The organism is Mesorhizobium sp. B2-5-4, from assembly GCF_006441095.1.
Lineage (GTDB): Bacteria > Pseudomonadota > Alphaproteobacteria > Rhizobiales > Rhizobiaceae > Mesorhizobium > Mesorhizobium salmacidum.
In genome coordinates this window covers 213,809-238,322 of sequence record NZ_VFUR01000008.1, presented here as the reverse complement: position 1 = coordinate 238,322, position 24,514 = coordinate 213,809, and the positions used below count along the sequence as shown (strand labels likewise).

24 protein-coding genes are annotated in these 24,514 nt (G+C 64.3%); 4 read left to right on the top strand and 20 right to left on the bottom strand.

Annotated features, from left to right (window positions below; all coding sequences use genetic code 11):
• The first annotated feature begins 39 nt into the window (after nucleotides 1–39).
• Nucleotides 40–909 (top strand): DUF1194 domain-containing protein, encoded by an 870-nt coding sequence (locus tag FJ492_RS13075; protein ID WP_140770263.1) that lies wholly within the window; start codon nucleotides 40–42, stop codon nucleotides 907–909.
• 29 nt (nucleotides 910–938) lie between these two features.
• Here the strand turns inward: FJ492_RS13075 and FJ492_RS13070 are convergent, their stop codons facing one another.
• Genes FJ492_RS13070 through flhA form a run of 3 tightly spaced genes read right to left on the bottom strand, consistent with a single transcriptional unit; the run spans nucleotide 939 to nucleotide 4,160 of the window.
• The gene (locus FJ492_RS13070; protein ID WP_140770204.1) at nucleotides 939–1,322 is read right to left on the bottom strand and encodes a hypothetical protein; all 384 of its coding nucleotides are present in this window, start codon (nucleotides 1,320–1,322) and stop codon (nucleotides 939–941) included.
• 1 nt (nucleotide 1,323) lies between these two features.
• On the bottom strand, nucleotides 1,324–2,076 hold the full coding sequence (gene fliR / locus FJ492_RS13065) for a flagellar biosynthetic protein FliR (protein ID WP_140745409.1): 753 nt from the start codon (nucleotides 2,074–2,076) through the stop codon (nucleotides 1,324–1,326).
• Complete coding sequence (gene flhA, locus FJ492_RS13060) at nucleotides 2,073–4,160, bottom strand: flagellar biosynthesis protein FlhA (protein ID WP_140770202.1); 2,088 nt, start codon at nucleotides 4,158–4,160, stop codon at nucleotides 2,073–2,075. The genes fliR and flhA overlap by 4 nt, the downstream gene beginning before the upstream one ends.
• A gap of 115 nt (nucleotides 4,161–4,275) precedes the next feature.
• Between flhA and FJ492_RS13055 the strand changes: the two genes are divergently transcribed.
• The 3 genes from FJ492_RS13055 (at nucleotide 4,276) to FJ492_RS13045 (ending at nucleotide 7,023) form a co-directional block, all read left to right on the top strand.
• The gene (locus tag FJ492_RS13055; RefSeq protein WP_140770200.1) at nucleotides 4,276–4,575 is read left to right on the top strand and encodes a putative quinol monooxygenase; all 300 of its coding nucleotides are present in this window, start codon (nucleotides 4,276–4,278) and stop codon (nucleotides 4,573–4,575) included.
• Between the two features lie 20 nt (nucleotides 4,576–4,595).
• On the top strand, nucleotides 4,596–4,925 hold the full coding sequence (locus FJ492_RS28765) for a hypothetical protein (RefSeq protein WP_181166648.1): 330 nt from the start codon (nucleotides 4,596–4,598) through the stop codon (nucleotides 4,923–4,925).
• Nucleotides 4,926–5,241: 316 nt separating this feature from the next.
• Nucleotides 5,242–7,023, top strand: coding sequence for a chloride channel protein (locus FJ492_RS13045; protein WP_140770198.1), 1,782 nt, complete (start codon nucleotides 5,242–5,244; stop codon nucleotides 7,021–7,023).
• 23 nt (nucleotides 7,024–7,046) lie between these two features.
• Here FJ492_RS13045 and FJ492_RS13040 read toward each other — a convergent pair whose 3' ends face one another.
• The 17 genes from FJ492_RS13040 to FJ492_RS12960 all read right to left on the bottom strand — a co-directional run bounded on the left by FJ492_RS13040 (nucleotide 7,047) and on the right by FJ492_RS12960 (nucleotide 24,496).
• A complete protein-coding gene (locus FJ492_RS13040) occupies nucleotides 7,047–8,690 on the bottom strand; it encodes an MFS transporter (protein WP_140770196.1) in 1,644 nt (547 codons plus the stop codon).
• Between the two features lie 184 nt (nucleotides 8,691–8,874).
• The gene (gene fliQ / locus FJ492_RS13035; protein WP_013893193.1) at nucleotides 8,875–9,141 is read right to left on the bottom strand and encodes a flagellar biosynthesis protein FliQ; all 267 of its coding nucleotides are present in this window, start codon (nucleotides 9,139–9,141) and stop codon (nucleotides 8,875–8,877) included.
• A 13-nt stretch (nucleotides 9,142–9,154) separates the two neighbouring features.
• Complete coding sequence (flgD, locus tag FJ492_RS13030) at nucleotides 9,155–9,562, bottom strand: flagellar hook assembly protein FlgD (protein ID WP_140504163.1); 408 nt, start codon at nucleotides 9,560–9,562, stop codon at nucleotides 9,155–9,157.
• Entirely contained in the window at nucleotides 9,562–10,005 is a 444-nt protein-coding gene (flbT, locus tag FJ492_RS13025; protein WP_140770194.1) for a flagellar biosynthesis repressor FlbT, read from the bottom strand. The genes flgD and flbT overlap by 1 nt, the downstream gene beginning before the upstream one ends.
• Nucleotides 10,002–10,349, bottom strand: a complete 348-nt coding sequence (gene flaF / locus FJ492_RS13020; RefSeq protein WP_140504160.1) for a flagellar biosynthesis regulator FlaF — start codon at nucleotides 10,347–10,349, stop codon at nucleotides 10,002–10,004. Before flaF ends, flbT begins: the two co-directional genes overlap by 4 nt.
• Nucleotides 10,350–10,381: 32 nt before the next feature.
• Nucleotides 10,382–11,425 (bottom strand): flagellar hook-associated family protein, encoded by a 1,044-nt coding sequence (locus tag FJ492_RS13015; RefSeq protein ID WP_140504158.1) that lies wholly within the window; start codon nucleotides 11,423–11,425, stop codon nucleotides 10,382–10,384.
• Between the two features lie 3 nt (nucleotides 11,426–11,428).
• Nucleotides 11,429–12,880 (bottom strand): flagellar hook-associated protein FlgK, encoded by a 1,452-nt coding sequence (gene flgK, locus FJ492_RS13010; protein ID WP_140770192.1) that lies wholly within the window; start codon nucleotides 12,878–12,880, stop codon nucleotides 11,429–11,431.
• A gap of 27 nt (nucleotides 12,881–12,907) precedes the next feature.
• On the bottom strand, nucleotides 12,908–14,167 hold the full coding sequence (locus FJ492_RS13005; protein ID WP_140770190.1) for a flagellar hook protein FlgE: 1,260 nt from the start codon (nucleotides 14,165–14,167) through the stop codon (nucleotides 12,908–12,910).
• Nucleotides 14,168–14,246: 79 nt separating this feature from the next.
• Nucleotides 14,247–14,915 (bottom strand): response regulator transcription factor, encoded by a 669-nt coding sequence (locus FJ492_RS13000; RefSeq protein WP_015315897.1) that lies wholly within the window; start codon nucleotides 14,913–14,915, stop codon nucleotides 14,247–14,249.
• Nucleotides 14,916–15,127: 212 nt separating this feature from the next.
• Nucleotides 15,128–15,712, bottom strand: a complete 585-nt coding sequence (locus FJ492_RS12995) for a transglycosylase SLT domain-containing protein (protein WP_181166653.1) — start codon at nucleotides 15,710–15,712, stop codon at nucleotides 15,128–15,130.
• Nucleotides 15,645–17,021 carry a flagellar hook-length control protein FliK gene (locus FJ492_RS12990; RefSeq protein WP_140770187.1) on the bottom strand — a complete coding sequence of 459 codons (1,377 nt, stop codon included), beginning with the start codon at nucleotides 17,019–17,021 and terminating at the stop codon, nucleotides 15,645–15,647. The genes FJ492_RS12995 and FJ492_RS12990 overlap by 68 nt, the downstream gene beginning before the upstream one ends.
• Entirely contained in the window at nucleotides 17,018–18,373 is a 1,356-nt protein-coding gene (locus tag FJ492_RS12985; protein ID WP_140770185.1) for a chemotaxis protein MotC, read from the bottom strand. The genes FJ492_RS12990 and FJ492_RS12985 overlap by 4 nt, the downstream gene beginning before the upstream one ends.
• Entirely contained in the window at nucleotides 18,370–19,761 is a 1,392-nt protein-coding gene (locus tag FJ492_RS12980) for a MotB family protein (RefSeq protein ID WP_140770183.1), read from the bottom strand. Before FJ492_RS12980 ends, FJ492_RS12985 begins: the two co-directional genes overlap by 4 nt.
• On the bottom strand, nucleotides 19,758–20,375 hold the full coding sequence (locus FJ492_RS12975) for a hypothetical protein (RefSeq protein WP_140770181.1): 618 nt from the start codon (nucleotides 20,373–20,375) through the stop codon (nucleotides 19,758–19,760). Before FJ492_RS12975 ends, FJ492_RS12980 begins: the two co-directional genes overlap by 4 nt.
• Before the next feature lie 3 nt (nucleotides 20,376–20,378).
• Nucleotides 20,379–22,028: a flagellar basal-body MS-ring/collar protein FliF gene (gene fliF, locus FJ492_RS12970; RefSeq protein WP_140770179.1), complete on the bottom strand. Its 1,650-nt coding sequence runs from the start codon at nucleotides 22,026–22,028 to the stop codon at nucleotides 20,379–20,381.
• A 131-nt stretch (nucleotides 22,029–22,159) separates the two neighbouring features.
• Nucleotides 22,160–23,230: a flagellin gene (locus FJ492_RS12965; protein ID WP_027144759.1), complete on the bottom strand. Its 1,071-nt coding sequence runs from the start codon at nucleotides 23,228–23,230 to the stop codon at nucleotides 22,160–22,162.
• A gap of 279 nt (nucleotides 23,231–23,509) precedes the next feature.
• Complete coding sequence (locus FJ492_RS12960) at nucleotides 23,510–24,496, bottom strand: flagellin (protein ID WP_140504145.1); 987 nt, start codon at nucleotides 24,494–24,496, stop codon at nucleotides 23,510–23,512.
• Between the last annotated feature and the right edge of the window lie 18 nt (nucleotides 24,497–24,514).

Here is a 24,514-nt window from a genome sequence, read left to right as displayed (position 1 = left end):
GACTGTTCGAAAATGCCCGTTCTTGAGATGGAGAATAACATGTTGGGTAGTATGCATCGGGGCGTAGGTGCCCTGTCCGTAGCGGCCTCTTTTCGCGAGCAGGCGTGCGCGATATGCAGGGGCACCCTGACATCGGCGACAGAGCGGTCAGCCGAAGGGCCGGCAAAGCGTGCCAGCCTATTTTTGGCGCTGGTGGGGACACTTGCAGCTTCGGTGGGTTGGGCGCCGCGGGTCTGGGCGGCCAACGTCGATGTTGCCGTAGTATTCGCTGTCGATTTCTCATCCTCGATTGATCCAAAGGTCGCCGATCTACAGCGCGAAGGTCATGCCGCGGCACTCACTTCTCCAGAGATCATCGCCGCCATCGCGCGCAATTACGTCGGCTGCATCAGCATTGCCTACTTTGAGTGGTCAAGTCCCGGACACTCACGCGTCGTGCTGCCGTGGACAAACATCTGCGGGCTGGAAGACGCCAGAGCGGCCGCGTCGGTGATCAGCAAGAAGGGAGATACCGGCTTCGCTCGCCGGGGGCGGAGCGGAACGTCCGTATCGTCGGCTATTGACGTCGGTAGCCTTCTGCTCGATCAGTTTCCGGGAACGGCAGCAAAGAAAGTAATCGACATCTCGGCCAACGGCGAGAATAACGATGGGCTTCCTGTTCAGCCGAGCAGGCTGAACGCCGTTGCCAAGGGGTATACGATCAACGCGATCGCCATTCCAATGCAGGATGAGGATCCCGATCAACCGTTGGCATCCTATTTCGCCAAATCGGTCATTGGCGGTTCCCAAGCCTTCGTTATAACGCCGAAGGGACCGAGCGACTATGTGATGGCCCTTCGCCGCAAGCTGGTTACGGAAGTAAGCATGGACGTTAGCCGGCAGGCGGATGGACTCTCCACGCAACCTTGATGAGTTCGGGCCAACGATCGGGCTCGGCACTACTCCTCGCCCCGCTTCTGGGCGATCAGATCCAGGCGCTCGCGGTCTGATCTCTCGCGTTCGTCGCGGTTGCGCACGTCCTTGTAGACGCGCTCGACCATGTTGGTGCGGGCGCTTGCCGCGGCGATGAGGCCGGCTTCTTGCCTCGCGCTTTCCAGGCTTTCCTCCTGGCGCACGACGGCCTGGGCGATGCGGCGATGATAGAGATCGGGGAACAGGCCGGAGAGGGAATTGTCCTGGTCGAAATGGCCGATCAATTCGCGGGCTTCGGTCTCGGCGGCGTTTGCCGCGGCGACGAAGGTGGCGTGGCGGGTTTCGTGCAAGGCTTTCAGCTGTTCCTGCACCTTGACCAGTTTCCTCAAGCGGTCCTTGCGCATGCTCATGTCACCTTGCCAGTGTGAGGTCGACGAAGCCGTCGACGAACAGCGACAGCATGGTGCCGATGGCGAAATAGAAGATCAGCATGCCGCCGGCGATGACGAAGGGCTGGGAGATGAAATAGATCGGGATCTGCGGGGTCAGCTTGTTGACGAAGCCGATCGTCAGATTGACGAGAATGGCATAGGCGACGAACGGGCTGCCGAGGCGGATGACCAGGAAGAACGTGTCCGACACGGTGTCGGTGATGTCGACCAGTGCGGCCTGCGGGTTGAAGAAGACATTGACCGGCGCGACCGTGTAGGACGTTACCAAGGCACGGACGATTTCGTGGTCGAAGTCGAAGACGAACAGCATCAGCAGCGCCGAGAACGAGATGATGGCGGCAAGGGCCGCCTGGGGTTCCGGCTCCTCGATCGCCGGTCCGCCGGAGCCGCCATAGCCGATCAGCATGGCGATGGCCGAGCCCATGAAGCGCAGCGCTTCCATGTAGAGCCTGGTCATGGCGCCGATCAGTCCGCCGACCAGCAGCTCCGAGATGATCATCGGCACCAGGATCTGCGGGCGCGGATCGACGAAGGGAAAGATCTTGTCCCACAGGAAGGCGAGCAGGCCGCCGGTGGCGGCGACCGCGACGAACAGCCTGACCTGGACCGGGATGCGGGCGCTGGACAGGCCCGGCATCAGCATGAAGCAGGCGCCGATGCGGCAGAAGGCGAGGAACGCCGCGATGACGACGGCCTGCGAGAGAACGCTCACGATATGGTCCCGAGCACCCTGATCTCGACGCCCTTGGCGATTTCGACATGGGAGAGCACCGGCAGCGTGGTGAACAGGCGCTCGATGATCATGCGCACATAGGGGCGCGCGTCGGGCGCGGTGACGAGGACGAAACGCTCGCCGGCTTCCAGATGTTTCTTGATCGCCTTGGTAGCGTCCTGGCCGAACTCCTCGAGCTGGCGAGGATCGATGTCGAACTCGCGCACCTCGCCCTTGGCATCGCGCTTGAGGCTCTGGTGGAAGGCGAGGTCCCAGCGGTTACCGAGGCGCAGCACCTTAAGCACGCCGCCTTCCGAGAGGTCGCCGCAGATCTGCTGGGCCATGCGGATGCGTACATGCTCGACGATCTGCTCGGTGCGGCGCACATGCGGCGCGATCTCGGCAATGGCCTCGATGATGAGGTGCAGATTGCGGATCGAGACGCGTTCGGCAAGCAAAAGCTTCAGCACCGCCTGCAGGCCGGGATAGGAGATGTGGGTGGTGCAGATCTCCTCGGCGAGCTTGCGGTATTCCTGGTCCTGGCGTTCGAGCAGCGCCTTCATGTCCTTGTAGGAGAGGAGCTGCGGCAGGTTGTTGCGGATGACTTCCGAGAGATGGGTGAGCAGAACCGACATGTTGTCGGCGAAGGTGAAGTTCTCGCGCTTCAGATCCTCGGCGAAGGTCTCCATGACGGAATAGGCGCGCATGCCGAAGGCGGGCTCGCGGATCTCTTCGCCGGGGATTTCGGGGATGTCGCGGTTGCCGAGCAGCACCATGATCTCGCCGACCCGCATCGAATATTCGGCGACCACGGTGCCGTGCACCTTGATCTGATAACTTTTCGGCGGGATGGCGAAGTCGTCGGCGACGCGGACTTCCGGCACGACGAAGCCGTATTGCTGGGCGAATTTCTTGCGCATCTTGGACATGCGGAAGACCAGTTCCTGATGCGAGACCAGCAGCCGGGTCGAAAGCTGCTTGCCGATCAGGAGTTCGATCTCGGCTGTGGCGAGCGAGGCCTTGACCGAATTCTTTTCTTCCTCGGCCTTGGTCGCCTTCTCCTGGCTTTTCAGCGCCTCGGCCTCGGCGACGGCCCGGTTGTGGCGCATCGGAATGACATAGCCGAGGCCGGCCATGCCGGCGGCCAGCGCGAAGAACGGGAAAAGCGGCAGGCCGGGCATCAGGCCGAGCAGCACCAGCAGTGCGGCCGCCACGTAGAGCGCGCGCGGATGGGCGCCGAGCTGGCCGAACACGGCCTGGTTCGTCGAGCCGCGCGTGCCGCCCTTCGACACCAGCAGGCCGGCCGCCAGCGAGACGATCAGCGCCGGAATCTGGGTGACCAGACCGTCGCCGACAGACAGCTTGATGAACACGTCGGCGGCCTCGCCCATGCCCATGCCGTGCCTGATGTAGCCGATGGCGATGCCGCCGACGATGTTGATGGCGGTGATGATGAGGCCGGCGATGGCGTCGCCGCGCACGAATTTCGAGGCGCCGTCCATCGAGCCGAAAAAGGAGGATTCCTCTTCCAGTTCGCGGCGGCGCAGCTGCGCGGTCTTGTCGTCGATCATGCCGGCGGAGAGGTCGGCGTCGATCGACATCTGCTTGCCGGGGATGGCGTCGAGGGTGAAGCGCGCGCCGACCTCGGCGATACGGGTGGCGCCCTTGGTGATGACGATGAAGTTCACCACGATCAGGATCATGAAGACGATAAGGCCGATGACGAAGTCGCTGGCCATGACCAGCTTGGAGAAGCCGGCGATGACATAGCCGGCGGCGTGCGTGCCCTCATTGCCATGCGACAGGATCATGCGCGTGGTGGCGATATTGAGCGACAGGCGCAGCATGGTGGCGATGAGCAGCACGGTCGGGAACGAGGAGAAATCCAACGGCCGCTGGATCCACAGCGCCACCATCAGGATCAGCACCGAAAGTGCGATCGAGAAAGCTAGCCCGATGTCGATGAGAAAGGCCGGGATCGGCAGGAACAGCACGGCCAGGATGATGACGATGCCGAGCGCGAAGAAGATGTCGCGGCCGTTCTTGGCCGCCACGCCGGGCTGGATGCTTTCGCTGATCGCCATTCTCGTCCTCGAACCACAGGGCTGCCGAGCATGCGACAGCCCGGCGAGGGTAGCTGGCCAAGCTTGCGCGAGGGTGGGAGAGTGGCCGGATCGACTCTCTCGCGAAGGACAATTCATGCTGCTGATCATCGGTACGATCCGCCTGCCGCCCAACAGGCTCGACGAGGCCAGGCCGGTAATGGAACGCATGGTTCGCGCCAGCCGCGCCGAGGACGGCTGCCTTGAATATTCCTATGCGCAGGATGTGCTTGATCCCGGCTTGATCCGGGTCACCGAGGCATGGCGCGACAGGCCGGCACTCGATGCGCATTTCCGCTCGCCGCACATCGCCGACTGGCGCGCGAGTTGGCCGGGCCTCGGCATCGGCCAGCGCAATCTCATGCTCTACGAGGGCGGTGAAGCCATGCCGACCTGAGCGGTCCGGCGCCCGGATCCTTGCCGGCCGCCAGCAAGCAATCAGGTCTCGGCCGTGTCTGCGGTGGCAACGCCGACCAGCCACCGCCTGACGGCTCGTTCCTCCGGCGCCGACAGGCCGGCGGTCAGTTCGCTCTCGATTGCATGCACACGGTCCCAGCATCGCCGCAGCAGGGCCTGTCCGCTGGCGCTGAGCTCGATATGCTGGATGCGGCCATGGACAGCGTGCGGCTTGCGCTGGACAAGGGCGTGCCCGGCATCTTCAACGTGGCCGAACCCGATGAGGCCGTCTCGAAGCGAAAGGCGGCCGAGGAACTCGGTTGGCGCGCCGATTTCCGCTTGCCCGCCTGAACCAATCCGCCCGGAGACATCGACATGATCAGCAATCAGGCCCGTTTGCGAGCGATCCATCTCGTCGCCGAGAATGCCAGCACCACCGAGCCGGCCGAACTGCTGGCGACCTTTATTGCCTACGACGATTGCGGCCGCTGACGATCCCGGATTGACCACCGCGCCGGTGGCTTTCCACGCCCGGGACGGGAACGGCCGGGTCAGGCGGCATCGCGGCCATATTGGCGCCTTTGATGTCGGCATTGTGGTTGTCACGACGTGCCGCCCGGCGTATCAGGCGGGTCTTCCGTTGCCTTGATATCGGCGAGCCGTCCCGGTGCTTTCCAGAAACCAACCCCAAGTCTACGCCCGCCGGCTGCGCGCGGTGCTTCTGAGGTCAGTCCCTCTCTTGGAGGCGCGCGGCATCGCCGTGGTCATCCTGGCGGGCATTGTCGGCATCATGGCGGGCATACTGGTCACCGCGATGAGCCAGATCGTGCAGGACCTGCACGGGCTGCTGTTTGGTGTCCAGCCCGGCGGACGCCTGTCTGGCATGTTCTCGCTTGCCAATCCGATGCAGGCGCTGATCCCCGCGATCGGCGGCATCCTGCTTGGGATATCGGTGGTCTGGCTGAGGCTTCGGAAATTCCGCACGCCGGTCGACCCGATCGAGGCCAACGCGCTCTATGGCGGGCGCATGTCGCTCACCGATACCTTCATCATCGTCGTGCAGACGATGATTTCCAGCGGCTTCGGCGCTTCGGTCGGCCTGGAGGCCGGTTATACGCAGATCGGCTCAGGGGTCGCCTCGCGGCTGGCGCGTGCCTTCCGATTGCGCCGCAACGATGTCCGCATCCTCGTCGGCTGCGGCGCCGCCGGCGCCATATCAGCCGCCTTCGATGCGCCGCTGACCGGCGCCTTCTACGGTTTCGAGCTGGTCATCGGCATCTACTCGGTCGCCAATGTCGCGCCTGTCTTGACCGCCGCGATCTCGGCGTCGCTGACAGCGGAAGTGTTCGGCGGCGTACCGTTTCCGCTCGAGCTTTCAGGGTTGCCGCAACTCACCGCCAGTCAATATGTACCATTCCTGTTGCTCGGCCTGCTTGGCGGCGCGGCCTCGATCGCCATCATGCATCTGGTGACGCTGATCGAGCGCGGGTTCAACAGGCTGTCCGTCGATGCCTCGCTGCGCCCCGTCATCGGCGGTGTCCTGGTCGGCCTCCTCGGCCTGATCACGCCGCAGGTCCTGTCCAGCGGCCACGGCGCGCTGCATCGCGAGTTCGCCATGAATTACGGGCTGGCGGTGGTGGCCAGCGTCTTCGTGCTGAAGCTGGCGGCGTCGGCCATCTCGCTGGGCTCGGGCTTTCGCGGCGGACTGTTCTTCGCCTCGCTGTTCCTTGGGGCGCTGCTCGGCAAGTCGTTCGCCGGTGTCATGGCGCTCGTCTCGCCGGCGACCGGCATCGACCCTTCCGTCGCCGCCGTCGTCGGCATGACGTCGCTCGCCGTCGGTGTCGTCGGCGGCCCGCTGACCATGACCTTCCTGGCGCTGGAATCGACCCGTGACCTGACGCTCACCGGCGTGGTGCTGGCCGCCTCGATCATGGCGGCGATCCTGGTGCGTGAGACCTTCGGCTACTCGTTCTCGACCTGGCGCTTCCACCTGCGCGGCGAGACGATCCGCAGCGCCCACGATGTCGGCTGGATGCGCAGCCTGACCGTCGGCTCGATGATGCGCAAGGACATCAAGACCATCGACGCCTCGACGACCCTGGCCGCCTTCCGCAAGGAATTCCCGCTGGGTTCGGCCCAGCGCGTGATCGCCGTCGACCCGGGGGACGAGTATGTCGGCGTGCTGATCGTGGCCGAACTGCACAGCGATCCCTCCGGAGGCGAGGTGCCGGTGCGCGATCTTGCCCAGTACAAGGATGCCGTCCTGGTGCCCAGCATGAACGTGCAGGCCGCCGCCGAGACCTTCCAGCGCGCCGGCGCCGAGGAACTGGCCGTGGTCGAGGACTTCGCCGACCACATTGTGCTCGGGCTTCTGACCGAGGGCCATTTGATGCGGCGCTATGCCGAGGAACTCGAAAAGGCGCGCCGGGACCTGTCGGGGGAAGGGTAAGGAGCCCGCGGTCTCCGAACTCGTCAGTGCTCGATCGGTCCCTTGGCCGGCACCAGCGCCGTGCCGGCGGTTGTCGGACGCTCGATGACGCGGCGCACGCGCGGCGGCTCGTCGCCTGAGTGCAGCGCCCGCAAGCGTTCGCCGACCATGGCGTCGGCATGGGTGATGCGGCCATTGTGCCTGACATATTCGAGCCAGGTCGGCGTGTGATAATGCTCGATCCAGATCGACGGATTTTCGAGATCGCGCGCCAGCGTCCAGTTTCGGGCGCCGTCGCGGCGGCGGATGCGCCCGCGCTCGGCCATGGTGGCGAGGAATTCCGCCTCGTCCTCGCGCCGGATCACATATTCGATCATGATGGCGATCGGACCGCTGCGCGGCTTCAGGTCGAGGGCGAGGTGCGGCTCCTTGAAGCGGTTGAGCGGGTCCAGGTTGAGCACCTGCTGTTGTGGTAGCGGCAGCACGAGACCGATGGCACCGCCGGCCAGCATGGCGATGGCCGCGGCGATCAGCGCCGTCTCGGCGCCATGCGCGTCGGCGACCACACCCCAGATCCAGCTGCCCAACGCGATGCCGCCGAAGGTGGCGGTCTGGTAGACCGACAGAACCCGGCCGACCACCCAGCGCGGCGTCGCCATCTGCACGGTAACGTTGAAATGCGAGAGCGCAATCACCCAGCAGGCACCGCCGACGAGCAGGCCGAGCGAGGTCTGCCAGGCATGCTGGCTGATGGCGGCGTTGAAGGCGCAGGCAGCGAAGCCGGCGAAGGCACAGCGCACCATCGTCTCGCTGGAGAGCAACTGCCGAAGCCGCACACTGATCAGCGCGCCGCCGACGGCGCCGATGCCGAAGGCGCCCAACATGATGCCGTAGGTCAGCGCGTCGCCCTTGACAACGTCGCGCGCCACCAGCGGCAGCAGCGCCAGCACCGCGCCGGCGCTGAAGCCAAAGGCCGCGCCCCTGACCAGCACCTTGCCGATGTTGGGCGACATGGCGACGTAACGCAGGCCGGCGCCCATGGCGGCCCCCAATGACTCGCGCGGCAGGGTCGAGACCGGTAGATCCGGCTTCCAGCGTGCCAGCACGACGATGAGGCCGACATAGCTCACCGCGTTCGCCGCGAAGGCGGCGGCCGCACCGGCGGCCGCGACGATGATGCCGCCGATCGCGGGGCCGACACTGCGGGTCAGGTTGAAGCCCATGGAATTCAACGCCACGGCGGCAGGCACCTTGTTGCGCGGAACGATGTCGCCGACGGAGGCTTGCCATGACGGGCTGTTGAGCGCCGTGCCGCTGTCGATCAGGAAGGTGAAGGCCAGCAGCGTCCACGGCGTGATCAGGTCCAGATAGGTGAATACGGTCAGAAGCACCGAAACGACCAGCATGAAGGTCTGGGCGACCAGCATCACCTTGCGGCGGTCGAAGCTGTCGGCGATGGCGCCCGCGACAAGCGCGAACAGCATGATCGGCAAGGTGGTCGAAGCCTGGACCAGGGCGACCTGATAGGGCGAGGTGGCGATGGTGGTCATCATCCAGGCGGCGCCGACGCCCTGGATCAAGCCGCCGAAATTGGAGACGAGACTTGCGCCCCAGACGGCGCGGAAGATGCCGTGCCGGAACGGCGCCAGCGCCGAGACGCTTTCGCTATCCGGCTTTTCGTCAATCATGGGCGGGTTCCTGCCACGGCGTGCCGATCCTTGCGGTGATCCGTTTCCCCGCATGATTTGCCGAAACTATGGCATCACGGCGCAAAGGGCGAATGCCTTGCGGGCAAGATCATGGTCCAACAAGGGGATAGCGAAGGGCCACACGCTCGTGCCGGAAGGCGCCGAGCACCCTTTCTGGAATCGCTCAGAAACCGTTCTGGATGCGCTCGAAGATGACATTGGTGAAGGCCGATATCTGGCCGCCGATGAAGGGGCCCGTAAGCGCCACCACCAGCATGATGGCGACGATCTTGGGCACGAAGGTCAAGGTGATTTCCTGGACCTGCGTCAACGCCTGGATCAAGGCTATGCCGATGCCGACGGCCATTGCGACCAGCACCACCGGCGCGGATGCCGTCAGCACCGTCCAAACCGCGTACTGGACGATGTCGAGAGCGTCGGCTTCGTTCATGTCGGCGGTTGGCCTAGCTCGCCGGCTTGATCGACACGCCCGCGCCGACGGGGACCTGGGTGCCGTCCTGCAGCACTGCGATCAGTCCGCTGCTTGCGAGCGTCACCGAAGCCACTATTCCGGTGGTCTTGCCGTCGGCCGACGTGATCGAGCGGCCGATAATAGCGTCGGCCTGCGACAGCGCCGAGGACTGCATGATCTGGTCGAGCTTGGTGTTGCTCTGTACCGATTGCTCGACCTGGGAGAAGGTGGCGAGCTGGGCGACGTACGCCGTCGAATCCATCGGCTTGGTCGGATCCTGGTTCTTCATCTCCGCGATCAGAAGCTTCAGGAAGGACTGATAGTCGACCGCTGTCTTCGAGGTCGACTTGGTGGTCTGGTTGGCGCCAGCCGGTATCGTCGTCGTCATGTCCACGGTCATCAGTATCGTGCCCCCACGGCCAGCGGGCGCGCGGCACCCTGAACGTCGTCATTGCCGCCAAGCGCGCGGCGTTCGAGAGGATAAAGCGAACGGATCGCCTTCAAGGCCTCGTAGATGTGATCCTCGCCGACCATGCGGTCGACCTGTTTCAGCGCGTTGCCGATCTCGGCGTCTTCGAAACTTGCAATGAGCAGCGGCAGCGAGCGGCGGAACATCTCGCGTGCTTCATCGGCACCAGCGGGGTTCATCAGCATGACCTGCACGATGAAATAGAGCTGCCGCAATGGCGTCGACGCCTCGTTGGCCTGGATCACATGGCTCTCGAGCAGGAACTGCACGTCGTTCATCAGCTCGACGGTGACCTTGCGGTCGACGCGGAGGACCGCGCCGTTGATGTAGATCTTCTCATTGGGCTTCAGCGATATCTTCAGCGTGTTCGTCATTGAATGCCGTCGCGGATGATCTGGGACACTTCGATCAGCCCCTCGAAATTGTCGGTACGGCCCTGGCGGATGTCCTCGGCCTCGCGCAGCAGCCACAGGCCGATGGAAATCAGGTTGGCGCGCAATTCCTTGGGGAGCGCATTGTCGCTGGAGCCAAGGTCTTCGACGAAGACAGTCCAGACGCGGTTGGTGAAATTCAGTGCCTCCACGGCCTCCATCGAATCCTGGCCGGCCACCGCCGCAGCCGACAGCATGTCGATCGAGCGGGTCAGCAGCTCGCGCTCACGGTCCTTGGCGTCCGTGACGGAGGTGCTTTGGACGTCGGCGTAGGAGAATTGGTACATCGTTGGCTCTACCGTTCCGGTTCAGAGTGCTTTCAGGTCAGGTAATTCAACAGGCTGAGCTGCTGCAGGCGCGCCGTCAGAGCGAAAGACGTCTCGATATGCTGCGTCAGGTCGGCGACGCGGGTCGCGGCTGCGGCCGGATCGACTGCTTCGAGATCCAGAATGTGCCGTTCGAACAGGTCGATCTGCGTCTTCATACGGTCGCTGGCGTCGGAGACGCGCTTCTGGACGATGCCGGTCTGGGATTGGACCTGCGCGATGCCGCTCAGCGCTTCGCCAACCAGCACCTGCGAGTGGTCGACGATGCTGTCCTTTGCCGCCCGGCTGATATTGGTGGACATCAGGCTGGAGACCAAGGCCGCCGCCATGGCGAGCTTCCTGACGCCGTCGCTGTTGGCGCCGGTCGAGGTCTCGGTGGTTTCGTTGAGCGCGATGCGGCTGACGATCTGCTGGTCGGTGGCATTCGACATGTTGGTCTGCCAGCCCGCGCCGAGGAACTGCGGCGTGACATCGTTGGTGATGAAATCGTCCATTTGGGCCGCGGTGATGTTGGCTGCGGCCGGGTCATTGGGCGTGAAGCCGAATTTGGCGACGAAGGAGGCGTCGAAGGCAGCCTTGGCGGGAGAACCGGGGGCCGTGAAATCGTTGATGGGCTTGACGTCGGTGTTGGTGCCAGCGAACAGATATTCGCCGTTAACGCTGGTGTTGAGGATCGACGTAAGCTGCTGGATAGTTGTCTGGCCGGTCGATTGGGTCAGGCTGTCGGAGTTGTCGCCCGACGATGCGGTGGTCAGGCTGGACAGGAAAGTCTGCGCGACGTTGGAGAGCTGGCCGAGCGAGGTCTGGGTCGATGAGAGCCGGGCGGCCACCAGTCCGTTGGAATCGACAATGACGTTGAGCCGGTCGAGGTCGCGCGAAAAGGTGACGGACTGGGCGGTGCGCCCACCAAGTGCCAGACCGACATCGGCGACCTTGCCGGTCGAGGACTCCTTCGTGGCTTTGACGAGATCGGCTTGCATGCGCATCTGCTGATAGCGCATGGCATTCGTGAGGGCAGCAGAGGAGACAAAGGTCATGGCTTATCCCACCGCGTTCAACAGGGCCGTCATCATGTCGTCGACGGTCTTCATCATCCGGGCGGATGCCTGATAGGTGTGCTCGAGATCGAGCATCAGCGACATCTCTTGATCGACATTGACGCCGGTTGCGTTGGACAAGGCATCGGCACTGCGCTGTGCCAGGGCTTCCTTGGCGTCGGCGGCGGTCGAAGCCTGCTGACGAACGCCCTGCAACCAGCCGATCGAATTGGCGGCGTAGTCGGCAACGCTGGAGGTTGCCGAAATCCCGGCCGAGGAATCGAACGTCATCGGCTTGTCGAGCTGGTCGCCATAGGCGACCAGAAGGTTGGAGTATGAAGCTCCGCCAGTGTTGGCGACGTAAGCGGCGCCATTGGCGCCGCCGTCGCGCAGCAATGTCGGGTTGCCGCCGGTGCTGGGATCCATCGCGGCATTGATCTTGATCGTTCCAGCAAGGCCATCGACGAGCGTGCCCGCGGCTGGCACCGCCGGTGCGCCCGACCAGGTGAACAGGCCCGCCGCGTTGGGCATCGACGGTGCGGTTTCGGCAAAGGCGGTGATCAGGCCGCGCGCGGTTTCGTCGAGCTGGCTCTGCATGGTCGAGGCGATGCCGTCGCGCAATTGCAGCATACCGGCAATCGTGCCGCTGGCGGTTGTGTTGCCGCCGCTGCCCGCCGAGACCGGCACATTGTCGATATAGACCGTGTTGCCAGTCGAACCCGCGGCATAGCCCGAAGATGGGGCGAAGCTGACGGTACGTGGGATCGTCTCGAACAATGTCGTGCCGTCGCCCGTAGTGATGACCATGTCATTGTCGCCACGCGTGAAGGTCGATACCGGAATGTAATTGGCGATCTTCTTCAACAATGCGTCGCGTTGGTCGAGCGCATCTGAAACGTCGGTACCGGAACGGGTTCCGGACATGACCGCCGTGTTGGCATCCTGGAACTGGTTGAGCAGCGAGTTGAGATCTTTGACGGCGGTATCGATCTGGCCGTCGGTCTGGGTACGAAAATCCTGAATGGCCTTGGAGCCTTCATTCAGGGACCGCACGACCTGTCTGGCCGCGTCGATGACGCTCGAGCCCAGATTCTGGTTGGACGGCGAGGTGGCGTATAGCTGCAGCGCCTGCTGCAGATTGGCGATGGCGGTCGAAGGTGAGGAGGCGTTGTCGACGCCATTCACTGAAACGTCGAGCTGATCCATGCCGCTGTAGAGCGCATTCTGGCCGGCGTAGGCGGACAAAGCGCCGAGGTTCTGGCGAAACAGCAGGTCGTTGGCCGCACGCTGGACATCAACCGAACGCGCGCCGGGCGTCGTGCTGGTGACGAGCGCGATGCGGCGCGAATAGTTCGGATTGTCGGCGTCTGCCACGTTGCGCGTGACGACGCTTGTCTGCCGCGAGGTGGCCAGAAGCGCCGATTGGGCGATGCTCAGTGCAGAGGAAAGCGACATGCTGGTCTTTCACGGGCGGAGCCCGGTTTATCTCTTCAGGTTGACGAGGACGTCCATCAGATCGGAACCGGTCTGGAAGACTTTGGAATTGGCGGTGTAACTGCGCTGAGCCGCGATCATGTCGGTCAATTCCTCCGCGATATCGACGTTGGAATTTTCGAGCGCGCCGGAAATGATCGAACCAAGCTTGCCTTCATTGGCAAAACCGACACGGATGGCACCGGAGTCGGTGCCTTGGGCGTAGACATTGCCAGGCAGCGCCTTGAGCTGGTCGGGGCTCTGCACGTCGGCCAGCGGAATTTTGTAGAGCGGCTTGGAGGTGCCGTCCTTGTACTGGGCGTAGATGGTGCCGTCCTTGCTGATCTGCACCTTGTCGATGGTGCTCGGCGCGTTGCCGTTCACCTGGGCGTCGGAAACGGTGAAACCGGTGCCGAGCTGTGTGAGCGCCGACAGATCGAGATCGAGGCTGGCGCCGCCCGGCACTGTGAACGAAACGTCGGTGGGGGTGCCGCTAAGCTTGCCGGTGGTGGTATCGAAGGTCAGGTTGGCCGTGCCCAGTGCACCGCCGCCAGCGTAGGGGAAGCCAGTTCCGGCCGTCGCCTTCGATTGGTCGAAGACCGCCACCTGCCAGGTGCCGGCGCCGGTGTTGGTGAAATAGACGTCGAGCAGCCTCTTGTTGCCGAGATTGTCATAGGCAACCATCGACGATTTCGAGGTGTACTGCGCGCCTGCGGTGTTGGTGGTGGGCAGGTTGCCGGCGGCGACCGGTGTCGCACCTGCCGGCAGATTGCCACTGAAATTGCCCTGGGTGCTCGGCGTCGCGGTCAGTCCCTGGTCGGAGATGACAACCGGCTCGAGACCTTCGAAGCCGTTCACGGTCGCTGCCGGCGTGCCGTTGGCGTAACTGTAGGCCATCAGCTGGAAACCGGCGGCATTGACCAGCCGGCCCTGTGCATCGGGAACGAAGGCGCCGGCGCGGGTCAGGAAGGGCGTGCCGCTCGGGTCCTGGACGACAAAGAAGCCATCGCCGCTGACGGCAAGGTCGGAGACCGAGGTCGTGTATTGAAGTACGCCCGGATCGCTGACCGCCTGGCGGATCGTGGTGGTGACGCCGCCGGAATTATAGGCGCCGCCGGTCGACGGCATGATCAGCGTCGAAAATTCGGCCGAGGACCGCTTGTAGCCGGTGGTGTCGGAGTTGGCGATGTTGTCGGCCGTCGTCGACAGGCGGTTTGCCTGGGCGTTCATGCCGGAAACGCCAGTCCGCATCATTCCGTAGAGGCTCATCGAGATGTCTCCGCAATATCCTTGCCACTGGCTTCGAGGCTAGGCCTCCTGTCTTGCGCGAGGCTGGCGCGGTGCCGCATCAGAACACCAGCCGGTAGCCGAGGAAGCGCTTGGAATCGATCGGGTCGGTGCCCAGCTTCTCGCGCAGTTTCTTGCGCAGTTTGCTGATGTGGCTTTCCACCACGTTCTCCTCGACCTCTTCGTCGAAAATGCCGTAGATGGCGTTGAACACCTGGGTCTTGGTGACGCGGCGGCCGCGATTGCTCGCCAGATATTCCAGGATGCGGCGCTCGCGGCGTGGCAAGGGCAGCGGCTGGCCGTCGATCTCGGGATCGCGGCCGTCCATGAAGATGCGCATGGCACCGATCTCGGTATAGGCGACGTCCTCGCTGGCGCGTCGGCGGATGGCGGTGATGCGGGCCAGGATTTCGCGGATGTGCACCGGCTTGCGGATGACGTCGTCGACGCCGCTCTCGAATAACCGCAGCGTGTTTTCCAGCGAATGTTGCTCGCTGAGCGCAATGACCGGAGCTCCGGTGCGGTCGCGGATCTGGCGCGGCGAGATCGCGCCGTCGCGACAGTCGCCGATCAGGAAGGCCCGGACCGATCGCAGATCGGTGTCGGCGGCCGAGTTGACCCACTCGCCGAATTCGCCCGGTGCGAAACCGGCGCAGGCAATCCCCTCGCGGTCGAAAAGTGAATTATAGCCCTCTGTCACGAGCTCTCGCTCGTCAACGATAACGATCATCGGCCCCGCCTCCGAATCAGCACATTTGCCCCGTGGGGAAAGGCGTATCCGCTGGCGAGAATCCTGAACAACCGTCATTTCTTGTAACTAGTTTCTTGGGAGTCTGGAATCGGAGCGGTTGCATTAGCGCGCCGCCAGATATGTTTGTGAGCCCAGGTCGGATGGACCGCTTCGCATCCAGGGAGTTGAGGTATTAGAAGCAGAAAATGCGCTTATGGGTTGCAGAAGGCGCGAGCGTTCGTGGTCCATTTGCCGAAGCCGGTGGCCACCATGTTGGCGATCACCCTGCAGACATAGACCTTCTGCGCCGGATCGTTGTCGGGACCGGCATGATAGCGGGCGACGGCCATCGACCAGGTCACATGGCGGGCATGGAGGCTGGCCAGGAAGCTTGCCGCGTAGTCGACGTTCTGGCGTGGGTCGAGCATGTCCTCGACGCTGCGGAAATGCGAGGCATGGTAGTGATGGTTGATCTGCATGCAGCCCAGATCGATCAGCGTCTTGCCCTCGCGCTGGGCGTTGGCGAAGGCGGCAAGCGCTTCGGCCCGGCTTCTCGGGAAGACTGCTTTTCCCTCTATGTTCAAGGCATTAGGCTGAAGACTGCCCTTGTTGCCGGTTTCCGTCAATCCGACGGCATAGAGGATGCCGGCGGGTACGCCATAGCGGTCGGCGGCACGCAGGATCTCGGGTTCGCAAGGATTGGTGGCGGCGCCGGCGCTGCTCGCGAGGCTAGATAAATATATCGCCAGCGCGCTCGCGAGAAGGCGAAGCGGCGCGGCCGTGTGCTTGCGCTTCATCATGGTTACCCCTTGCGGATTGCTGACCCGACTGCTGGCCGCCGGCTCCATTATTGCCGCCGCCGGAATTTCCGGGCTGGAAGGATGATGGATCGCGGCCGGGTGCAGCGCTCACGGAGGCGGTTGTATCCGTCCTGGTTGTAGAGGGAATTGCGACCGAGGGTTGCATGATGGTGAGCTTATCAACCTCGAAGCCCAGCCCGCGCAGCGACTTGACGATCGCCTCGCTGTCGCTGGAAAGCCGGCGATAGGCATCGTGTGTTTCGGGCTTCAATTCAATCGACAGTTGTTCTCCGGAGAGCCGAAGATGAGCCGTGACCATGCCCAGTTCGGCCGGGTGAAGTTCGATCTTCAACACATGTGTCGGAACCGCAACAGAGCCCGTCAGTTGAGCGGTCGCGGAAGCCGTGGAAAGCGTCTTGTTCGGGCCCCCATCGGCTGAAATGGCGCCGATCACGTTGAGGGCTGCCTGGCTCATCGGTGCCTGCGGCGGCGCGGGAAAGCTGCGTTCGGAAACGACGTCGATGCGTGCCGCCGCCGACTGCTGTTTTCCCGGCTCGGACCGCAATGAGGACTGAAGGTCGGCGATGGATTTCAGCTGTGGCGCCGCCTGTTCCGTCTCCATGCCTGGCACCTCCGCGGGCGCCTCGGGCAGCGGGCCGGCCACGATGGCATTGTCGTGTTTCGGCGCGCCGGCGGCATCGCGGACGAGCCTGCCGTCGAGTTTCGTCAACGGCCCGTCGACGAGCGATACCCGCTCAGGCTCGGATATGGGTTCAAGACCGTCACGCCCCGCAGCGGATTTCTGTCGATAGGCCTTCGACGGAAGCTGTCCATCGATAGCAGAGCCCTGTCCTGTTTCGCTCGCGCTCGAGTCGGCCGACTTGGTCGATGTCGAGAAATGGCGCAGGTCATGAAACGCCATCAGCAGCGGCAGATGCCCGTCGAGCGGCGTTGCGCCCGGATCGGCGGCGGGCGCTTCGGCATCGGCATCCTTGTCCGTCCCGGCGTCCTTGCCGTCCTTCATGGATTTCGCGGCAGACGATCCGCTCGGCGTGGCCCTTGCCTTGCCGGCGGGCATCGGCTTGTCCTCGCCTGCCTTTGCCGCAAGCTCCGCGGCAAGCCTGGTCCACCGCGGATCGCGGGAGCCCGCCTCGGCCGGTGGCTGCTTCTCCGAATGGGCAGGGCTCGCGCCGCCGTGCACCATCTCTCCGAAACCGGTGTCGTCCTTCTTTCCGGACGCGGCCGGCTGCTCGGCCGTGCGCACGGCGGTGAATCCTTGCAGAGCCGGGCCGAGGCTGGGGGTCATTTCGGGGCGGCTCCAAGCATCTGGTCGATCAGGTCTAGCTGTCGACGGGTTTTCGTCATGGCGGCGTCGGTCGGGTCTGTCGTGTCGGCGCTGGCCGAGGCCGCCGGTGCCGGCAGGACGGTCGCCGTATCGGTTGCGGGCGTGGATGCGTTCGGCGCAGCCGCTGCTGTGTCCAGGGATGGCGCTACGGCGGTCTGTTCAGGGACGGCGCCCTCGACAGGTGGCAATCCGGCGGCATCGGTGGCCGCAACCTCGGGTTCGGGCGATGGCACAACCGCGGCGGGCGCCGGATTTGCGGCCGGAGGGGAGGCAGGCGGCGCCACCACTTCACCGGCGATGGTCTGGGCCGCGTCGAGCAAGGCGCGGTCGCCGTCCGACAACCTGCTGCGGTCGATCTTGCCCAGTTTGGCACGCACGTCCTCGATGGTATCGGAGGTCACCGTGGACAGGCTGGAATAGAGCAGGGCGCGCGGATCGCCCTGATTGGTGTTGCCGTCGCGACCCTGCTCGGCCCTTGCCGAGGCGAAGGCCGACAAGTCGCTCATGCCGTCAATCGCGGCGCGGCGGGCGATGCGCAGATAGATCACCTTCTCGCGCTCGGGATCCATCATCGAGGTGATGTCGGCAAGCTTGTCCTGGCTGATCGACATGTGCAGGGCGATGACGCCGGAGACGAAGGAGTCGGCGAACTGGCTGGCGTAAGGCGAATAGAGATAGCGCTCGACATACTGGGTGGAGGCAAGCGCGAACCGTGCCGCGTCGCCTTGCGTCACGGCAATGCCGACCGAGCGCCGCAACGCCGCTTCCTCGACCAGAGTGCCGGGGCTGAGCAGCTTGGCCTCGTCGAACAGCGTGAGTGCGGTCGCCGGCTGGTCCGTGGCAAGCAGCGAGCCTTTGACCAAGGCGAGGAACGCGCCGAGATCGCCTGGCAGAGCCATCGGATCGATCGGCCTCAGGGCTTCGATCGCCTCGCCGGGCCGGCCGTTCAGGTAGTCGATCACACCTTTGGCCATGGCAAGGTTGCGCGGATCGGAGGCGGCGCGCGACACGGCCGCCTCGACGGTTACCGGATTGCCGCCGCTCATGCCGTAGACCAGGAGCGCGCGAAAATTCCTGGGATCCTTGAAATCCTCGGCATCGGCCGCGCGCAACCGCGCATCGGTCATCTCGAGCAGCTTGGCCTGCATCGGCATCGCGGCGTGATCGCCGGCCGCGATACGGTCCTGGACGAGCTGCAATGAGCGCACCAGTTGATAGGGCTGCAGCGTATCCTGGGCAAAGCCCGCCGACGGATATGCCGTGGCCAGCAGCAACAGGCCCATCAGGCGGCTGGTCAGCGCCGCCCGCTTCATCCGCCGGTCGCCATCAGGATCTCGATGCGGCGGTTGGCCGCCGACATTGGGTCTGCCGGATCCTTGGGCTGGCGATCCGCGAAGCCGGCAACCTCCGTGATGCGGCGTTCATCGACGCCGCCGCGCACGAGCATGTAATAGGCGGAGTGCGCGCGCGCCGTCGACAGCCGCCAATTGTCGTAGCTGGCGCTGCGAAAGGGGCGCGCATCGGTGTGGCCGTTGATGCTGATGGTGCCCTTCTGGCTGTTGAGGATGTGGCCGATCTTTTCCATCGCCAGCACCAGCTCGCGGCTCGGCACCGCCGACCCGACCTCGAACATGCCGAAGTCGAGCTGGTCGGTGATGGAGATGACGACACCCTTGTCGGTGGCTTCGACCGAGACACCGTCATGCAGCTTGTCACCGGGCTTGAAGGCATCGGCGAGCTGCTGCTTGACGTCGGCAGCCGCCTTCAGCGCGGCGGTGGTCGGAGCCTTGTCCGCCGCCTCGGTTTTTGCGGCCTCCTGCTTTGCGACCGCATCAGCGGCCTTGTTGTCTCCAGCGTCGGCGTTGCCCGCCTTGGTATCCCCCGCCTTGGCATCGCCGGCCTTGGCATCGCCCGTCTTGGCATCGCCCGTCTTGACCATTGTCGCGGCGGTATTCCTGCCATCTCCGGCCAGGGGCTCGAGCGGTGCGTCCTTGACCGGCGGTGCGGGCGGCACGGCCTTGACCTTGGCGACCCGAGTCTCGGCCGCCTTGTCGCCGGACTTGAGCGGGTCGCCCTCGATCTTGGGCCGCTGGGCGCTCGCCTCGGCGCCGGGCGCGGCGACCTGCTGCGACCAGAAGTCCGGCTCGAAGGGATCGCGGTAGGACGCGCCGCCCGAGGCACCCGTCGCCGGGCCGGAATTCTGCGCGCCGCCATCGCCCTTCTGGCTGACATTCTGCATGACGCCGGTATCCGTGGCGATCTCCGAGAGCACCGCATAGGGGTCGGCGAAAAGATGCTCGTCGGATTGTGGCGACTGCTGCGGCTCCTGGTTTTCCTGCATGCGGTTGGATGAGCCCGCGGCGCCGCTGCCGTCCTGCCCGGCCTTGGCTGTCGCTTCCTGCGGGTCGTCGGCCATCAGCCCGACCGAGCGCGGCCCATTGCCGAGATCCTGGAGGCCCTTGCGGCTCGACTCACGGTCGACCAGCTTGACGGGATTGAAGTAGCTGGCGACGGCGGCCTTGGTCTGTTCGTTGGCGGCATTGATCAGCCACATGACCAGGAAGAAGCACATCATCGCGGTCATGAAATCGGCGAAGGCGATCTTCCAGACGCCGCCATGGTGACCTTCGTCGTGGTCGTCATGCCCGCGCCGCACGATGATGATCTCGTGCCTGCCATGATCGGCATCGGCGACGCTCATGACAGCACCTCGGAAAGTGTTGCCGACCATTCGGCCATGCGCGTCTCGAACACGGCCTCGTCGATGGTGACCGTCAGGTCGAAGCCGGGCGCCTCGATGAAGTCGAGATTTTCGGCACGCGGCCCAAGCGATGCCTTCAGCGTTTCGAACAGCGAGAGCGGCCCGCGGACCGTGATGCGCACGGCTTCGCCATCGCCGACGGCTTCGCGGACCGCGCCGGCGAGCGCTTCAAGCGAGCGCTTCCGCAGATCGTCGCTGACCACGCCGCCGATGATGCGGGCGACCGTGGCGCCGACAAGATCCGTCACGCGCGCCTCCATGGCGTCGAGCCGCGACGAGACCGCCTTGCCGACATCGCCACCGAAGCTGTCGAGAAAGGCCTTCGCTTCCTCGGCATTGGCCCGGCGTTCCGCTTCCAGCGCTGCTTCATGTGTCGCGGCAAGCCGTTCGCCGAGCGCTGCCTCCGCCTGGAAAACCGCTTCGGCGATCAGCGTGCCGATATCGGCCGGCGGTGCCGCCTCGGGTTTGTGCTCGGTGGCGGCCTGGGGCTGGCTGGCGCGTTGCGCGCGCGTGCCGAAATCAGGGAGAAGATCGAAGAGGGCTGCGGAGGGCATGGTCTACGCCGCGACTTCCTGGGCCGCCCATTTGCGCAGGATCTGCGCGGTGCGTTCCTCGTTGATGTCGACCATGCGGGCAAGCCGCTCCTGCGGGGCCGGCCTGATCTTCTGACGCAGATCGTCGAGCGGGGTGGCGCCGGCACGCGTGCCGGGCAGGGCGCCAATGGCGGCACCCGCATCGGCGGAAGCGGCTGCCTCCGGCGTCGGCAGAGAGCGCTGGACTTCATCGAAATTGGGGCCTGCTATGGCAGGCGTCGCCCTGGCCGTCAACGCGGCCGCCATCGGCCGCAGGCCAAAAAAGGCGACCAGGAACACCACGACGATGAAGGCGCCAGCATTGATCAGCGTGCCGGCGTGCTGGCCGATGGAATCGAGCATTCCCGCCTGGGGCACCGCCTCGCCGTCCAGCCCGTCGATGAACTCGACGGCCGAGACGTCGATGACGTCGCCGCGCTTGTCGTCGAAGCCGGTGGCGGAGCTCACCATCTTCTGGATTTCGGCGACGCGCTTGGCGATCTGCTCCGGTGTCGCATCCTTGCCCAGGATCGTCTTCAGCCGATCCTGGTTGACGACGACGGCAATCGACATCTTGGTCACTGAATAGCCGTTGGAGACGGTGGCGATCTTCTTGGAATTGATCTCGTAATTGGTGATCTCCTCCTTGCGGTCGTTGGCCGAGGAGGTCTGCGGACCCTCGGTGCTGGTCGCCTGGGTTTCGGGCAGGTTCTGCTCGACGCTGGCGGGAGTTGAAGCCTGCTTCTGGTTGCTGTTCTCATTGGCGCGCACCGATTGCACCGAGCGCTCGACGCGGGAATTCGGGTCGAAGATTGTCTCTTCCGTCTGACGGGTGTCGGTGTTGACCTCGGCCTTGACGCTGGCGCGGAAATTGTCCGGGCCGAGATAGGGTGTCAGAGCGCGGCGGATGTTGTCACCGATCTGCGCCTCCACGGTCTGCTCGATGCCGAGCGTGCGGGCGGCACTGGTATTGGAGGGATCATCACCCGCGGCCAGCAGATTGCCGTTGGAATCGAGCACCGTCACCTTGTCGGCCGACAGGCCAGGCACGGCAGCGGCGACGAGGTGGCGGATCGACATGGCGCTCTTCTCCGCGTCGATGCCGGCATAGCGGATGACGACCGAGGCGGAGGGCTGCTGTTCGTCGCGGCGGAAATTGGCGCGCTCGGACATGACGATGTGGACGCGCGCCGCCTTGATGCCGGCGATGGACTGGATGGTGCGGGCGATCTCGCCTTCCAGCGCACGCACGCGGGTGATCTGCTGCATGAAGGAGGTGAGGCCCATCGCGCCGACATTGTCGAACAGCTCATAGCCGGCATTGGCGCTGGTCGGCAGGCCCTTCTCGGCAAGCAGCATGCGCGCCTGCGCCGTGGTGCCGGCCGGCACCAGTACGGAGGTTCCGTCGGCGCCGACGTCGAAGCCGATGCCGGCTTCGCCCAATACTAGGCCGATCTGGTTCACGTCGGAGCGGTCGAGCCCGACATAGAGCGTGTCGTAGGCCGGGCGGTTGAGGTAGACCGAGGCAATGCCGATGACGCCCATCACCAGGACAGCGATGCCCGCCAGCATGGCGAGGCGCCTGACGCCAAAGCCGCGGAGATTCGAGATGATGCTCTGGATCTGTTCCGGCACGATTGAGCGACTCCCAGCATGACTGTCCGCCGGAACACTAATCCTCGAAGCTTGTGCGAAAATGAAATCGGGCCGCGCTTGCGACGCGGCCCGTGAATTGGAAATCGACGTATCCGTCGGCTAAGGTTGAATTAGCCGTTCTTGAACAGCGACAGGATCGACTGCGAGGAGCTGTTGGCGATCGACAGCGACTGGATGCCGAGCTGCTGCTGCACCTGCAGCGCCTGGAGGCGGGTTGATTCCTTGTTCATGTCGGCATCGACGAGCTGGCCGACGCCGCGGTCGATGGAGTCCATCAGGCTCTGCGTGAAGGTCTTCTGCAGGTCGATGCTGCTCTTGGCTGAACCGAGGATGGTGGCGGAGTCGGTCAACTGGCTCATGACCTTGTCGATTTTGCCGACCATCTGGGTGATGATGTCGTCGGTCACGCCGGCCGCCGTGATATCGAGATTGTAAGCGGAAACATTGTCGATCCTGGGAACCACCGCACCGGCCGCGGTCTGGCCGGCGGTGTTGGCGGCAATGTCCGTGCCGCCGCCGGCGATTGCGGCCGCATAAGCGGTATCATACAGGTTCTGGGCGGCCGCCGTGGAATAGACCGAGGTCTGGCGATCGAGCGTGCCCTGGTTCTTGACGGCGGTGGAGAGACCGGAATCGAACAGCTTGGTGCTCTCGACATCGATGTCGATCGTGCCGAGCGAAATGGCGCCCGAGGAGGAGCGATTGAAGGACGAGACGATCTTGGCGTTGGCCTGGACGCCATCATTGGCGGCGGCGACCTGTGTCGATGTCACCGAAAGGTAATTAGAACCCGAAAAGGTGGCGGCATCGGCAAAGGACTTCATCTGCGCCTGGAGGGCCGTGATTTCGGTCTGTGTCTTCGCCTTGGCAGCAGCTGTCTGGCCAATGGTGGAGAGCAACTTGGTCTTGATCTTGCCGATCGTGTCCAGCGCATTGTTCATGCCGGTATAAGCGGTATCGACTTTCGAGGCGCCGAGGCCGAGCGCGTCCTGCACGGTCGAGAGCGCCTGGTTGTCGGAGCGCATCGTCGTGGCGATCGACCAGTAGGCCGCGTTGTCGGATGCTTCGGAGACCCTGTAGCCCGTCGAGATGCGGGCCTGTGTCTGCTCAAGCGACTTGTTGGTGGCGTTGAGGCTCTGAAGTGCAGTCAACGCCGCAGCGTTCGTCATGATGCTCGCCAAGAAACTCGCTCCTTTTTTCCAGACCGGTCTTTCTCAAAAACCGGCGTTGCCCTCGCGAGCCGCTCGACCCGCCCGTGGATTGCCGCCGCCCCGATCGGACCGATTCGGTAATCCGTTGTAAGTCATTGGTTAACCATGACTAGCGCGTTATGGTTAACGGCCTGTTAAAAGCCGACTTTAGAGGGTTAAGGAACGAGAGTTGCGCGGGGCTGGAGCAAACGCGAAACGGACCGCGCTTCTGGCGCGGCCCGTTTGCCTGGTTTGGTCGGTCGAGAGCGATCAGCCGCGGAAGAGCGACAGGATCGACTGCGAGGAGCCGTTGGCGATCGACAACGCCTGGACGCCGAGCTGCTGCTGAACCTGCAGGGCCTGGAGGCGGGTCGATTCCTTGTTCATGTCGGCATCGACGAGCTGGCCGACGCCGCGATCGATGGAGTCCATCAGGCTCGAGGTGAAGGTCTTCTGCAGGTCGATGGAGCTCTTGGCGGCGCCAAGCTTGGTGGCGGCGGTCGTCATGCCCTTGAGCGCGGCATCGACGACGTTCATCATCTGCTGGATCTGGGTATCGCTGGCAGCAGTGGTGCCCGAGAAGATGGCCAGAGAGGCGACCGAATAGGTATCGGTGGCCGCAGCGGCCGCGCCCAGGGTCGGGTTCGATGCCGTGGTAACCGCGGCGCCGGTGGTGCCGAGACGAGCCGTGTCGAGGATGCCCTTCGCAGTCGGGGCAGCACCGGCGTCATAGAGCTTGATGCTTTCCACATTGACGTCGATCGTCGAGATCGAAACCGCGCCGGCGGCGCTGCGGTTGAAGGCCGAAACGACCTTCACGTCGGCCGCCGTGCCCGAAGCGGTGGACACCGACAGCATATTGGTGCCGGAGAAGGTGGCGCCATCGGCATAGGCCTGCAGCTGCTTCTGCAGAGCGGCGATTTCGACCTGGGTCTTTTCCTTGGAAGCATCCGTCTGGCCGTAGGATGCGGTCAGCTTCTGCTGGATCTGGTTAATGGTGGTGATCGCGCTGTTCATGCCGGTGTAGGCGGTGTCGACCTTGGAGGCGCCGAGGCCGAGCGCGTCCGAGACGGTGGACATGGCCTGGTTGTCGGAGCGCATCGTGGTGGCGATCGACCAGTAGGCGGCGTTGTCCGAAGCCTGGGAGACGCGATAGCCCGTCGAGATGCGGGACTGGGTGGTGTCGAGGCTCTTCTGGGTGGCGTTCAAGCTCTGCAGCGCGGTCAACGCTGCGGCGTTGGTCATGATACTGGCCATGGCTACTCGTACCTTGTT